Annotated in this window: 12 protein-coding genes; 8 read left to right on the plus strand and 4 right to left on the minus strand. The window is 74.6% G+C overall.

The features are described 5' to 3' along the window. On the plus strand, positions 1-1,647 hold the full coding sequence (pgm, locus tag FHR36_RS34995) for a phosphoglucomutase (alpha-D-glucose-1,6-bisphosphate-dependent) (RefSeq protein ID WP_253804014.1): 1,647 nt from the start codon (positions 1-3) through the stop codon (positions 1,645-1,647). A gap of 46 nt (positions 1,648-1,693) precedes the next feature. On the opposite strand, the gene FHR36_RS35000 is transcribed toward pgm, so the two are convergent. Then, positions 1,694-2,629, minus strand: coding sequence for a hypothetical protein (locus FHR36_RS35000; protein ID WP_253804016.1), 936 nt, complete (start codon positions 2,627-2,629; stop codon positions 1,694-1,696). Between the two features lie 155 nt (positions 2,630-2,784). On the opposite strand from FHR36_RS35000, the gene FHR36_RS35005 reads away from it, so the two are divergent. Beyond that, complete coding sequence (locus FHR36_RS35005) at positions 2,785-4,005, plus strand: FUSC family protein (protein WP_253804018.1); 1,221 nt, start codon at positions 2,785-2,787, stop codon at positions 4,003-4,005. Positions 4,006-4,036: 31 nt separating this feature from the next. Here FHR36_RS35005 and FHR36_RS35010 read toward each other — a convergent pair whose 3' ends face one another. Next, positions 4,037-4,954: a phosphatidylinositol-specific phospholipase C gene (locus FHR36_RS35010; protein ID WP_253804019.1), complete on the minus strand. Its 918-nt coding sequence runs from the start codon at positions 4,952-4,954 to the stop codon at positions 4,037-4,039. A gap of 182 nt (positions 4,955-5,136) precedes the next feature. On the opposite strand from FHR36_RS35010, the gene FHR36_RS35015 reads away from it, so the two are divergent. The 3 genes from FHR36_RS35015 (at position 5,137) to FHR36_RS35025 (ending at position 6,423) form a co-directional block, all read left to right on the plus strand. Continuing rightward, the gene (locus tag FHR36_RS35015; protein WP_253804020.1) at positions 5,137-5,385 is read left to right on the plus strand and encodes a hypothetical protein; all 249 of its coding nucleotides are present in this window, start codon (positions 5,137-5,139) and stop codon (positions 5,383-5,385) included. Continuing rightward, the gene (locus tag FHR36_RS35020) at positions 5,385-5,648 is read left to right on the plus strand and encodes a hypothetical protein (protein WP_253804021.1); all 264 of its coding nucleotides are present in this window, start codon (positions 5,385-5,387) and stop codon (positions 5,646-5,648) included. The genes FHR36_RS35015 and FHR36_RS35020 overlap by 1 nt, the downstream gene beginning before the upstream one ends. A gap of 370 nt (positions 5,649-6,018) precedes the next feature. Then, positions 6,019-6,423 carry a hypothetical protein gene (locus FHR36_RS35025; RefSeq protein ID WP_253804022.1) on the plus strand — a complete coding sequence of 135 codons (405 nt, stop codon included), beginning with the start codon at positions 6,019-6,021 and terminating at the stop codon, positions 6,421-6,423. Between the two features lie 20 nt (positions 6,424-6,443). Here the strand turns inward: FHR36_RS35025 and FHR36_RS35030 are convergent, their stop codons facing one another. Further along, positions 6,444-7,469, minus strand: coding sequence for a hypothetical protein (locus FHR36_RS35030; protein WP_253804023.1), 1,026 nt, complete (start codon positions 7,467-7,469; stop codon positions 6,444-6,446). Between the two features lie 399 nt (positions 7,470-7,868). Between FHR36_RS35030 and FHR36_RS35035 the strand changes: the two genes are divergently transcribed. The 3 genes from FHR36_RS35035 to FHR36_RS35045 all read left to right on the plus strand — a co-directional run bounded on the left by FHR36_RS35035 (position 7,869) and on the right by FHR36_RS35045 (position 11,635). Then, entirely contained in the window at positions 7,869-9,722 is a 1,854-nt protein-coding gene (locus FHR36_RS35035; RefSeq protein ID WP_253804024.1) for a M1 family aminopeptidase, read from the plus strand. 204 nt (positions 9,723-9,926) lie between these two features. After that, complete coding sequence (locus FHR36_RS35040) at positions 9,927-10,949, plus strand: MerR family transcriptional regulator (protein WP_253804026.1); 1,023 nt, start codon at positions 9,927-9,929, stop codon at positions 10,947-10,949. A gap of 368 nt (positions 10,950-11,317) precedes the next feature. Next, positions 11,318-11,635 carry a hypothetical protein gene (locus FHR36_RS35045; RefSeq protein WP_253804028.1) on the plus strand — a complete coding sequence of 106 codons (318 nt, stop codon included), beginning with the start codon at positions 11,318-11,320 and terminating at the stop codon, positions 11,633-11,635. 64 nt (positions 11,636-11,699) lie between these two features. On the opposite strand, the gene FHR36_RS35050 is transcribed toward FHR36_RS35045, so the two are convergent. Continuing rightward, positions 11,700-13,061, minus strand: a complete 1,362-nt coding sequence (locus FHR36_RS35050; protein ID WP_253804030.1) for a M64 family metallopeptidase — start codon at positions 13,059-13,061, stop codon at positions 11,700-11,702. Between the last annotated feature and the right edge of the window lie 102 nt (positions 13,062-13,163).

Here is a 13,163-nt window from a genome sequence, read left to right on the forward strand (position 1 = left end):
ATGGTGCACGCGCGGGCCGGTCAGCCCACCGCCCCCGAGGACCTGATCGACGTGGCCAGGCTGGTCACCGCCTACTACACCCTGCACCCGGACCCGGAGGTGCCGGGCCAGCGGGTGGCGTTCGGCACCTCGGGGCACCGGGGCTCGGCGCTGGAGACGGCGTTCAACGAGGACCACATCGCGGCCACCACCCAGGCGATCTGCGAGTACCGGGCGGCGCAGGGCGTCACCGGTCCGCTCTTCCTCGGCGCGGACACCCACGCGCTCTCCGAGCCGGCCCGGGCGACCGCCCTGGAGGTGCTGGCCGCCAACGGCGTCACCGTGCTGCTGGACGAGGCCGACGGCTACACCCCGACCCCGGCGGTCTCCCACGCGATCCTCGCCCACAACCGCACCGCCGCCCCGGCCGAGCGGGCCGACGGCATCGTGGTGACGCCCTCGCACAACCCGCCCGCCGACGGCGGGTTCAAGTACAACCCGCCGCACGGCGGCCCGGCCGGCTCGGACGCCACCGGCTGGATCCAGGACCGCGCCAACGAGCTGATCGCCGCCGGGCTCACCGGCGTCCGGCGGATCCCGTACGCGCGGGCGCTCACCGCGCCGACCACGCACCGCTACGACTTCCTCGGCCGGTACGTCGACGACCTGCCCTCGGTGCTGGACCTGGACGCCGTCCGCGCGGCCGGCCTGCGGATCGGCGCCGACCCGCTGGGCGGCGCCTCGGTGGCGTACTGGGGGCGGATCGCCGAGACCCACCGGCTCGACCTGACCGTGGTCAACCCGCTCACCGACCCGACCTGGCGGTTCATGACCCTGGACTGGGACGGCAAGGTCCGGATGGACTGCTCCTCGCCGTACGCGATGGCCTCGCTGATCGGCCGCCGGAACGAGTACGCGATCTCCACCGGCAACGACGCGGACGCCGACCGGCACGGCATCGTCACTCCCGACGGCGGGCTGATGAACCCCAACCACTACCTGGCCGTCGCCATCGACTACCTGTACCGGCACCGCACCGACTGGCCCGCCGAGGCGGCGGTCGGCAAGACGCTGGTCTCCTCCTCGATGATCGACCGGGTGGCCGCCGACCTGAAGCGCGAGCTGGTCGAGGTGCCGGTCGGCTTCAAGTGGTTCGTGGACGGGCTGCTCTCCGGCGCGGTCGCGTTCGGCGGCGAGGAGTCGGCCGGCGCCTCGTTCCTGCGCCGGGACGGCTCGGTGTGGACCACCGACAAGGACGGCATCCTGCTGGCCCTGCTGGCGTCGGAGATCACCGCCGTCACCGGGCGGACCCCGTCCGCGTACTACACCGAGCTGACCGGCCGATTCGGCGCCCCCGCGTACGCCCGGGTCGACGCCCCCGCCGACCGGGCACAGAAGGCGCTGCTGGCGAAGCTGTCCGCGGACCGGGTCCGGGCCGACCGGCTGGCCGGCGAGCCGATCACCGCGATCCTCACCGAGGCGCCCGGCAACGGCGCCGCGATCGGCGGGCTGAAGGTGTGCACCGAGAACGCCTGGTTCGCGGCGCGCCCGTCCGGCACCGAGGACGTGTACAAGATCTACGCCGAGTCCTTCCAGGGCGCCGAGCACCTGGCCCAGGTCCAGGACGAGGCCCGCGAGCTGGTCGCCGGCGTGCTGAGGCCTGTCTGACAATTCGCGTCGGCCGCCCGGCGGGAATTGTCAGACAGGCCTTGAGTCAGGACGGTGCGGCAGCGGCCCAGTAGCCGGGAGGGGCCGAGCGGGTCCGCAGATCCTTGCGGACCCGCAAGGCCAGCCGGGCGGTGTCGGCCCGGTTCGACATCGCGCCGATCCCGGCGCCGACCAGCAGCGGCGCGAGCGAGGGCAGCTTGCGCAGGGTGCTGCGGGTGACCCGGCGGCGGACCTTCTGCCGCACCTCGGAGCCGACCGCCAACCCGGCCACCGCGGCCAGCCCCGCCGGGTGCGCAAGCGCGCCCGCGTCGATCCCGCGCCGGTCGGCCCAGGCGGTCGTGTACGCCACCCCGCGCTGCGTCGCGGAGCCGGTGGCCGGGATCCCGTACACCTGGTGCAGCTCGGCGATCAGCTTGATCTCCACCGCCGCCACCACCAGGGTCTCCGCCGCGAGCTCCACCAGCATCGCGGGCGGCACCGGCAGCATGGCGGTGGCGCCGATCCCGGCGCCGACCGCCGCCGAGGTCCGCACGGCGCCGGCGGTCAGCAGGTCCGCGAGCGCCTCCGGGTCGGTGGCGTGCGGATGCTGGGCGCGGAGCGTGGCGAGGTCGCGGACCGGGATGCGCGGCGCGGTCAGGAGCACCCGCTCGGTCAGCGCCCGGCCGCCGATCCCGGCGCCCCGGGCGGTGATCAGGCCGCCGCGGCGCAGCGTCCGCGCCACCGAGCGGACCAGTGCGGCGGCCCGGCGGGCGCCGCTGCGGCGGGCCGACTCGCCGGGCTGCTCCATCTCCTCGGTGAGGGCGGCGAGTTCCTCCGCCGCCCGGGCGGCGGGCAGCGCGTCGGTGGGCGGCAGCGCGTCGGTGGGCGGGCCGTCGGTGGGCGGGCCGTCGGTGGGCGGGCCGTCGGTGGGTGGGGGCTCGGCCGGTTGCGGTTCACGGTGGTCGTTCGGGTCGGGCTCGTTCGACTTCCGGAAGACTCCCATGCCCCGAGTCTGGCAGGGATCCGGCCCGCGCGCCGGGGAGATCCGGCGGCGCGGCGCACGGGAGCGGGTGGCGCGGCGCAGGTGGCCCGGTGGCCATCCGGGTGCCGAAGGGCGGGGGCCGGGTGGAGCGGCGCGGGCCGGGGAAGAAGAGGTGGGTGCGCCTCCTCCCCGCAGCGGTGCGCGCGGTGGTCGGCCGCGCGCTCAAGGACCCCGTCGTCGTGCAGACCGTCCGGGCGACGGTGGCCGCCACGATCTCGTACGCGGTCGCCGTCCAGCTGAGCAGCGAGCCCGCCCCGCTGACGGCGCCGCTCACCGCCCTGCTGGTCGTCCAGGTCACCCTCTACTCGACGTTGACCACCGGCATCCGGCGGGTCAACTCGGTGGTGGTGGGCGTGCTGATCGCGATCGGGTTCAGCTCGGTGATGGGCCTGTCCTGGTGGAGCCTCGGGCTGATCATCCTGGCCTCGCTGACGGTCGGCCAGTTCGTCCGGGTCGGCGAGTTCGTCCAGGAGGTGGCGATCAGCGCGATGCTGATCCTCGGCGTCACCCAGGTCGCCTCGCAGGCCTGGGACCGGGTGCTGGAGACGCTGATCGGCGCGGTGGTCGGCCTGCTGTTCAATCTGGTGTTCGCCCCGCCGGTGTGGGTGGACACCGCCGGTGAGCACATCGAGGAACTCGCCCGGCGCGCCCGCCACCTGCTGCTGTCCATCGCCGAGGAGCTGCCCGGGCCCGTCCCGGTGGAACGCGCCGCCGCCCGCCTGCACGAGGCCCGGCGGCTCGACCAGGCCATCGCCGAGGTGGACGCCGCCCTCCGGCAGGCCGAGGACAGTCTGCGGCTCAACCCGCGGATCTCCGAGGGGCTGCTCTCCAGACTGGTGCTGCGCACCGGCCTGGACACCCTGGAGATCTGCGTGGTCGTGGTCCGGGTGCTGGCCCGCTCGCTCACCGACCTGGCCAAGCGCCGCCGCCCCGGCGAACCGCTGTTCCCGCCGGAGGTGACGGTCGGGCTGGAGGACCTGCTCGAACACATCGGCAGCGCGCTGGTCAGCTTCGCCGTGCTGGTCACCACTCAGGTCAGCCGGAACGCCGAGGAGGCGGAGTCCCGGCTGACCTCCGAACTCGCCGCCGCCTGGCGCAGCCGGGAGAACGTCGCCCAGTTGCTGCTGCGGCGCGTCCAGGAACACCCCGAGGCCTGGCAGCTGCACGGCGCGCTGCTCGCCGAGATCGACCGGATCCTCGACGAGCTCGACCTCGACCACCGCTCCCGCCGCCTGATGGAGGAGCTGGACCGGGCGGCCGTCGCCGGCCACGAGCGCTTCAGCCGCTACGCCGGGCTGCGCCGCCTGGTCCGCGGCGAACGGCTGCGGAAAGCGTAGGCCCGTAGGCGGCTCTCCGGGTCAGCCGCGGTCAGCCGCCGAAGTTCAGGGCGTACAGCATCCGGGCGGAGTCGGCGGTGACGAAGTCCATCGGCACCGTGCCCAGGACCGGGCGGGCGGAGTGGTCGAGCCCGCCGACGTACGAGCGGAGCCTGGGCGCCATCGCGTCCGCCGCCTGGCGTGGCCACAGGCCCCAGCCGGAGCTGGAGGTGAAGGAGAGGAACAGCCGCTGCGGGTCGCCGGAGGCGCGGGCCGCGTCCAGGTGCGAGGAGGTCTCCGGCCACTTGCGGGAGGAGATCTCGAAGATGGTGCCGATGTCGTAGTCGTCCTCGATGTCGGTCATCGCCCCGCCCCAGCGCACGCCCGGCACCCCGCCGTTGTCGGCGATCACGACCACTCTGCCGCGCACCTCGCCGAGGTGCGGGATCCGGTTCTCGGTCCACATCAGGCCGGGCCAGTGGGACTGGTACTTGGTGGCGAAGATCGTGCCGAAGTCCGCGTCCGAGACGGAGGAGTACTCCTGCTTGACCCGCATCAGTACCGTCTCGCCGGGGTGCGCGGCCAGGAACGCCTGGCACTGGTTCAGCACGTCGCCGAAGAAGATCTGCTGGAACACCGGGCCGTGGTGGATGGCGAACACGCCGTCGATCGCGCGGCAGCGGACGTCCAGGAAGCGCACCCCGGCGGCCAGCTGGTCGGCCACCGAGAGGGTCTGGGTCTCGGTGATCGGACCGCCGTGCAGGGCGCCGGTGTCGTGCGTGCCCGGGATGGTCAGGCGGGCCAGGGACGCCTGACCGTCCAGCGCCGCCATCCAGTCCGCCGCACCCGGGACGGTCGCCGCGGACGCGCGGGCGCCGCCTAGGCCCACCCCCGCCGCGGCCAGGCCCACCGCGAGCGCGGACCGCGCGAAGACACGCCTGCTGACGATCGGAGCATCGGTCAGGGACACGGGCCCACACCTCCGTTGACGCATCGGTAACTTCCGATATGGCATGCGCATTATCGACACGCTCCGGTGCGCCCGTACAGACCTTCGACAGCCCGGGTTCCGGTACGACTTCCGGCCGACCCGGACACCGGCGGCGCGCCGCGCGCTACCGTGGAGACGACGCCGCACCAGGGGAGAGTGAGATGACCGAACGGCCCGCCGCCGGCGACCGCCGGATCCTCTCGGACGAGTCCGCCGCGGCGCTGCGCGCCTACGCCGCCGGACAGCGGGAACGGGCCGACCGGCTCGCCGCCGTCCTCGAGGACATCGCGCTCAACGGACTGCCGCGCCCCGAGGACTGCACCCCCTGGGAGGCCATCCGCGACCGGCGGCTGGCCGAACTCGCCGCCGGGAGCGACCGGGCGGCCGCCGAGCGGCACCACGCCGCCTGATGGCCCGGCAGCGCCGGCGGGCCCAGATCACCTTCACCGCCGTCGCGGAACGCCAGATCGACGAGATCGCCGACCCGGACGCGATCCACGCCCTGGACCGTGCGCTCGCCGCCCTCTCGGTCGACCCGGCGATGGGCACCCCGATCCGCGGGACCGTGCCCGAACTGCGCGAATACTGCGACGACGTGGACGCCGTCCGGCTGATCTACTACGTCACGGCGCTGCGCACCGTGGTGGTGGTCGCCTACCTGGAGGCGGGCTGACCGGCCGGGGCGGGCGGGCGTCGCCCGCCACCGCGTCCGGCCGGCGGCACGTCAACAGCTCGGCGACACGTGGCTCGGCCGTGCGTACGGGCTCAGCCGCGCGCGCCGATGATGCACAGCGTCGTCAGTCCGGCCAGTGCCACCAGCCATGCCCACCAGGTCACCCTCAGGTCCACGTCGACCCTCCCACTCCGAATTCGATTGCCCCTGATCCGAGCACCGGCGGGCGTCCGGCGTCAAGACCTCCGAGCCCATCGACCCGATCTTGTCCCCCCGACGGGTGAGGCGGACCGACCTGCGACGGGACCCGTTCCGGGACTCCGTGACGGGTCGGCGGATTGTGTCAGTGGTGACCGTTAGCGTGCCGAGCATGACTGTCGATCTCACCGCCGTCTGGGCCGGCCCCGCGCGGGTGCTTCCCGAGCGCCTGGTCGCCGCCGGTCTCTGGTTGCCGTACCCCGACTCCGGCCCGCACCCCGCGCTCGGCGGGGTGCCGGTCTGCTACGTGTCCGCACCGCTGTGGCAGGCGCTCCAGCCGATGGCGGCCGGGCTGGACCCGCGGGCGGCGCGGAGCGATCCGACGGCCGCGGCGTGCGACGTGCTGCGGCTGCTGGCGGCGTCGGCGGCGGCCGCCGACGGCGCGTTCCACCGGACCCCGCGGGTGGCGGAACTCGGGCGGCGCCCGGTGCACTTCCGCCGGGTACCCGGTCCGGACGGGCCGGTGGTGGCGCTGTTCCCGAACGATCCGGCGCTCCGGCCGGCCACCGGGGGCTGAGCTCCCCCCGGAGGGCAGGGTCACCCCTGGGCCGCGACGGCGCAGACCGGGCGGGTGCGGGCGGCGTAGGAGCGCGCGGCCACCAGCAGGGCGAGGCCGAGTCCGGTGAAGGCCAGGCCGCCGAAGGCAACCATCCAGGTGACCCCCGAGGCGGTGGTGAAGGGCGGGGTGGGGGTGATCCCCGGCAGCACGCCGACGGCGATCAGCGGGGCGATGGCGGTCAGCGCGGCGCCGTACACGGTCAGCGGTACGCCGGTCAGCAGGGCCGGCGCCAGGGGCAGCAGGCGCGGGACGCGCCGTCCGGCGAGGAGGGGCGTCCAGCACGGGAAGACCTGCCCCCAGGTGTGCAGCAGGCCGGCCAGCAGCGCCGCGCCGAGCAGTGCGGCGAGCACGCTCACGTCGATCCCCGCCGCCGCAGCCGTCCGCGCGAGTCCGGTGGCGCCCGCGCTCGCGCTGCGCCGCCAGTCGGCGGCCGAGACGCCGAGGGCGTCGCCGCCCAGCGTCCACACGGTCTTGACGCCGGCCCAGGGCAGGAGCCCGCCCAGCAGCAGGTACGCCAGGCGCCGGGTGGGCCGTGCGGCCGGGACGGCGGCCGGGTGGTTGAGCGGTCCGTCGCTGCCGCCGGTGTGCCGCCGTCCGCAGCGCGGGCAGTCACCGCGCAGCCGCCGCCGGTACACCACCGCGACCAGGAGCAGCAGGACGGCGCCGGCCGTGTCGAGCAGGACCTGGATCAGGCCGGTGGCGCTCTCCGGCCCCGCGAGGGCGAGCAGGGTCACCAGATGGATCGGCAGGCCCGTGGCGCCGATCGCCAACACCGGTACGGCCACGGCCAGGACCGCCCCCACCGCGTACCGCGCCGTCCGGGACAGGGCCCGGGTGGTCGCCGGGGCCGCGCCGCCGGCCAGGAGGGCGAGGGCCGCCAGCAGGAGCTGCAGCGGCGCCGGGTACGCCGAGTGCTCGGTCCACGGCACGCGCGTGCCCGTCGCCGCCCAGCCGACCTGGACCGCCGCGTACAGCCCGCCCCAGCCCGCCGCCGCCGCGGGCATCCACGCGGGCCACCTCCGATGCCATGTCACGTCCACCGCGACCTCCGTTCGTTCCGGTTCGGGACGGCTCCAAGCCTCGCCACCGCGGGCGCCGTTCACATCGGCCCCGGGGCTCGCCCCGACCTCCCCCGGGCAGGGGAGGGCCGTCCCGGGGGAGGAGGCCGGGGAGGGGCGCCGGGGGATGTCGATCAATGGCATGCCCTTTTCAAGGAGCGGTGGTTGGTGTCACGCTTCCCTGTGGCCCCGGAGCGGGGAGCTCTCCGGCGCGGCCACCCTCGCGGCGGGAGTCCACCGCTCGTCAACTCGCCCGTACGACCCCACCGGTGGCGAGTCGGCTGTCCCCCTCTGTGCCGGGGGCCGGAAACGATCGGGTACCCCCATCCCTCCTGAGAGGATCCGATGACAGACAGGTTCAGCCGCCTGGCCCGCCGCCTGGCGGCCATCGTCGGCACCACGCTGATAGCGGCGAGCACGGGCAGCGTCGTCGCCGCCCCGGCCCACGCCGCGGACTGCACCCCCGCCCAGGCGATCACCAACGGCGGTTTCGAGTCCGGCAGTTCGCCCTGGACCTCGTCGAGCGGAGTGATCACCAGCGGCGGCGGCCAGAGCGCCCACGGTGGCAGCTCCTTCGCCTGGCTGAACGGCTACGGCTCCAGCCACACCGACACGCTCTCGCAGACCGTCACCCTGCCGGCCGGCTGCACCAGTGCCAGCCTCAGCTTCTGGCTGCACATCGACACCGCCGAGACGACCACCACCACCGCGTACGACAAGCTGACCGCGAAGATCGGCTCCACCACGCTGGCGACGTACTCCAACCTGAACGCCGCCGCCGGCTACGTGCAGAAGACCTTCGACGTCTCCGCGTTCGCCGGGCAGAGCGTCACCGTCTCCTTCAGCGGTGTGGAGGACTCCGGCCTGCAGACCAGCTTCGTCCTGGACGACCTGGCCCTCGACGTGTCCGGCGGCGGCACCACCCCGCCGCCCACCACCGATCCCACCCGCACCCCGGCCGCCCCCGGCTACACCGTCAGCCTCAGCAGTGATGCCACCGGCGCCAACTGGAGCGGCCACGAGAGCATCGGCTTCACCAACGCCTCCGCCGCGCCGCTGAACGAGGTCTACCTGCGGCTGTGGGACAACTACCACGGCAGCTGCCCGACCACCCCGATCACCGTCACCAACCTGACCGGCGGCACCGCGGGCGCACTCAGCGTCAACTGCACCGCGATGAAGGTCACCCTGCCCGCCCCGCTCGCCCAGGGCCAGAGCGGCACCGTCGCCTTCGACCTGTCCATCGCCGTCCCCTCCGGCGCCGACCGCTTCGGCCGCGACGGCTCGTTCAACTTCATCGGCAACGCGCTGCCGGTGCTCGCCGTCCGCGACGCCGCCGGCTGGCACCTCGACCCGTACACCAACAACGGCGAGTCCTTCTACGCCCTGGCCTCCGACTACAGCGTCACCCTCGACCACCCGACCAGCCTCCAGGTGCCCGCCACCGGTACCTCGGTCGACACCCCCGGCAGCTCCGGACGCACCGTCACCAAGGCCACCGCGAGCAAGGTCCGCGAGTTCGCCTGGGCCGCCGGACCGTTCACCAAGATCTCCGGCACCTCCACCGCCGGCGTCAAGCTGAACGTCTACTCGGTCTCCGGCATCAGCTCCACCGACGCCCAGTCCATGCTCTCCACCGCCAAGTCCGCGATCGACTCCCACGCCACCCGCTTCGGCGCCTACCCCTACGGCGAGGTGGACACCGTCCTGGACAACAACTTCTGGTTCGGCGGCATGGAGTACCCCGGCTTCGTCCTCGACCTGGTTTCCACCACCGCCCTCACCCACGAGCTCGGCCACCAGTGGTGGTACGGCATCGTCGGCGACGACGAGTACACCAGCCCCTGGCTGGACGAGGCGTTCACCGACTACGCCACCGACCTCGCCCTCGGCAAGACCGGCACCAACTGCTGGAACAGCGTCTCCTGGGCCTCCTCCGCCGAGAAGATCACCAACTCGATGGCGTACTGGGACGCCAACTCCTCCCGCTACTCCACCGTCGTGTACGGCTACGGCAAGTGCGCCCTGCACGACCTGCGCCGGCTGATCGGCGACAGCGCCATGACCACGCTGCTGCACGACTACGCGCAGGCGCACTGGTACGGCGTCTCGACCACGGCCGAGTTCAAGGCCGCGGCGCAGAAGGCGACCACCACCGACCTGACCTCGTTCTGGACACAGCACCGCATCGAGGGCTGACCTGCACCGTCCCTCCGGGCCGCCCGGCCCGTCGGCGCCGACCGCAGGGTCGACACCGGAAGGCCGGGCGGCTCGACGTACGGGCCCGAAGCGGACCCGACGCTCGGTCTTGTGCGCGGGCTTGTGCGAGGGCTTGTGTGTGGGCCGGGCCGCGGCGGCGTGCCGCGGCCCGGCGCGGCACGGCGGGGCCGTAGGCTCCCGCCCGTGTCGTCCGCATCCAGCGCCCCGCAACCGCCGGTCGAGGCCGGGCTCAGCACCGGGGGAGTGGCCCGCCGCCTCGGCGTGTCACCCACCACGATCCGCTCCTGGGAGCGCCGCTACGGCATCGGCCCCGCCCACCGCGAGGCGGGCCACCACCGTCGCTGGACGCCGGACGACCTCGCGGCGCTGGAGGAGATGTGCCGCCTCACCGCGCGCGGCGTCCCGCCGGGCGAGGCGGCCCGGCAGGTCCTGGAGGCCGTGCGGCACGGCACCGACCCGGAGGGCGCTCCGGCCTCCGGCCCGCCCGGGGCCCCGGAGGCGTACCGGGCGCCCGGCGGCGGCAACACCCTGCCGGTCGGCACCGTACGCCCCGAGTGCCGGGGACTGGCCCGGGCCGCCGTCCGGCTGGACAGCGGCGAGGTCGCGCGGATCCTGCGCGACGTCGTCGACACGCTCGGACCGGTCACCGCCTGGACCGAGGTGATGGCGCCCGCCCTGCGCGCCGCCGGACGCAAGTGGGCCGCCGAGGGCGAACGGTACGTCGAGGTCGAGCACCTGCTCTCCTGGCACGTCTCGACTGCGCTGCGCCGCGTCGCAGACCGTCCCGCCGACCGCATCGGACCCGCGGGCCCGGACGGCACCCGCCCCGGGCCGCCCGTCCTGCTCGCCGGCATGCCCGGCGAACTCCACACCCTGCCGCTGGAGGCCGTCGCCGCCGGCCTCGCCGAACGCGGCCTGCCCTACCGGATGTTCGGCCAGGCCATGCCGTCCGAGGCCCTGCTCGAAGCCGTCCGGCGCACCGGCCCGTCCGCCGTCATGGTCTGGTCCCAGGCCCGGCCCACCGCGGACCCGGTCCTGGTCCGCCGGGTCGCCGCCACCGCCTGGGGCGGCCGCGGCGCCCGTACCCGACCCGCCGTCCTCGCCGCCGGACCCGGCTGGGCCGGCAGCCGGCGCCACCCCGGCCTGCTGCGCCCCCGCGACCTGGCCACCGCCCTCGACCAGCTCGAACTCCTCCTCGGCGGCTGACCGTTCGGCCGATGGCGCGGGTGGGTGATCCGGTGATGCCGGTGGGCCCTGCGAGGGAACCTGCGCCCGGGAACGTGTCCGCCGGTGGAGGGCGGAGTTGGGGAGGACGCGACCGAACCACGCCGTACCGCCCCGCGCCCTGCTCCACCCGCCTGCGCGCCGCCCCCGGGGACGTGCGGATTGCGCTCGGCCGGCCCGGCGCGGACGGCAGGCGTCATGAGCCGGACGGGTGCGCCGGCCGGAACGGCCGCAGGCGTACGGCACGGGCCACGCCCACGCGGTGCCTCCCGCGCCCCCACGGCGGCCCTCCCCACCCCCGATTCGCTCCGGCCTCGTAACCCGCCACTGCCGTCCGGAGTTCTCCGGGCATGACCGTCATCAACGATCCCCGTCAGCCCACGGACCGCGAAGGCACCCGACTGGGCATCCAGGCGCCGCTGCGCCTCCACACCGCGTCGTCCGGCCCCCACCGGCCGGCCCAGCCGCCCCAGCCGCCCCAGCCGGCCCAGCCCGGCCACCTGGCGGCCACCCAGCTGCTCGGCCTGCGGGAGGTGGTCCTCCCGGCCGCCGTCCTGGTCGCCGCCGACGCGCTGCTCGAACACGCCCTCGCCTCGGAGGACGCGGTCACCCGGACGGCCGCCGCGGCCACCCGCACCCGCCTGCGCGCCGCACTCGACGCGGTCTGACCGGCCGCCACCTCGAGTGCGCGTACTGGGTGCCCTCGATCCTCGGCCCTCGGCCGTTCGCGGTTCAGCGGGTGAGCTGCCAGGTCAGGGAGTCGGTGAGGGAGGGGAGGAGAGCCGGGTCGATGACGGCCGGGGTGGGGTCCGTGGCGGTGGCGGTGAGGCGGTGATGGAGCCGCTTCGAGCCGGTGAGGTGGAGTTCGCGCAGGTCGAGCTCGGTGCGGCCGCGCAGCCAGGGGAGTTCGCGCCCGTCGAGGTACCAGCGCAGCCGGGTGCCGGCGACCGGGAGGTCGAGGGTGAGGCAGTCGGAGCTGGTGAGGGCCGTCGTGGTGGGCGTGGGGCTGGTGAGGGTCGAGGCGTAGCGGTAGAAGCCCGCGATCATCGCCTCCCGCCCGGGGAGGTTGAACTCGCGTCCCAGCGATCGCATGATCGAGTTGTCGGTGGGCCGGTAGAGCCCGTCCGGGTAGTAGCCGCCGCCGAGGTAGGTGCCGACGGTGCCGCCGTCCGGTGAGGTGCGGCCGAGCCAGCGGTACCACTTGGTGCGGTCGCGCCGCATGGTGTCGGCCGTGAGGGTGCTGATGTTGGCCTCCGCCGGTTCGGGGCCGTCGTACGTGCCCTGGCCGTCGTAGGCGTACTCGTCGGCGAGGTGGCCGAGCGAGTGGCCGGTCTCGTGGACGGCTATCTGGCCCGAGCGGTCGTTGCCGCCGGACACGGTGGCGATGCCGGAGAAGCCGAGCGGGGAGACGACGTCGTTGTAGCCCGCGCCGCCGTACTTGGTGCTGTTGGCGACGACCAGGACGAGATCGGCCTGCGGGGCCTTGGCGGCGTAGCGCTCGACCGCGTCGGTGTCGACGCACAGCAGCCGCTCCACGTCGCTGCACCAGAAGTAGGAGCCGAGGGCGGTCTGCCGGACGGTCGCCCGGTCGGGGTCGCCGGAGACGCCGGAATCGGCGGAGACCGCCTGGACGGCCCAGACGTTGAAGAGCCCGCGGTAGGTGGTGTACGGCTCGACGGCGGTGATCTCCTGCCACTTGGTGGCGGCGTCGGCGAGGAACTTGCCCTGCTCGGCGGCGGTGTAGCCGTCGCCGATGACGACCAGGTCGAGCTTGGCGGCGGTGGGGCCGTTCTGGACCAGCGGGGTGACGGTGCCGTCGCCGTCGCCCTCGGCCCGGGTGCTGAGGTGCGGGGCGGCGGCGAAGGGCGACCGGGCGGGTGCCTGGGCGCGGGAGATGGTCCCGTCCTCGGCGAACGCCTCCACCGGCTGGGTGGTGCCGGCCGGCCGGGCGTCCGGGCCGGCGGTCGCGGCCGGGGTCGGGGCTTGGGTCGGGGTCTGGCCGGCGGGTGCGGCGAGGGCGGGGTGGGTGAGCCCGGCGGTGGCGAGGGCGAGGCTGCCGGCCAGGGCGAGGACGGTGAGGCTTCTTCTGCGCACGGGGGTGACTCCCTGAGTTAAATTGAGGGATAATCAGATTTGAGTGCCGAGTTAATCTAGGGCATCGCCGCGTCCCCGACAATGGGTCGGGACGGCACGGAC

This window comes from Kitasatospora cinereorecta, assembly GCF_024172095.1.
Classification (GTDB): Bacteria; Actinomycetota; Actinomycetes; order Streptomycetales; family Streptomycetaceae; genus Kitasatospora; species Kitasatospora cinereorecta.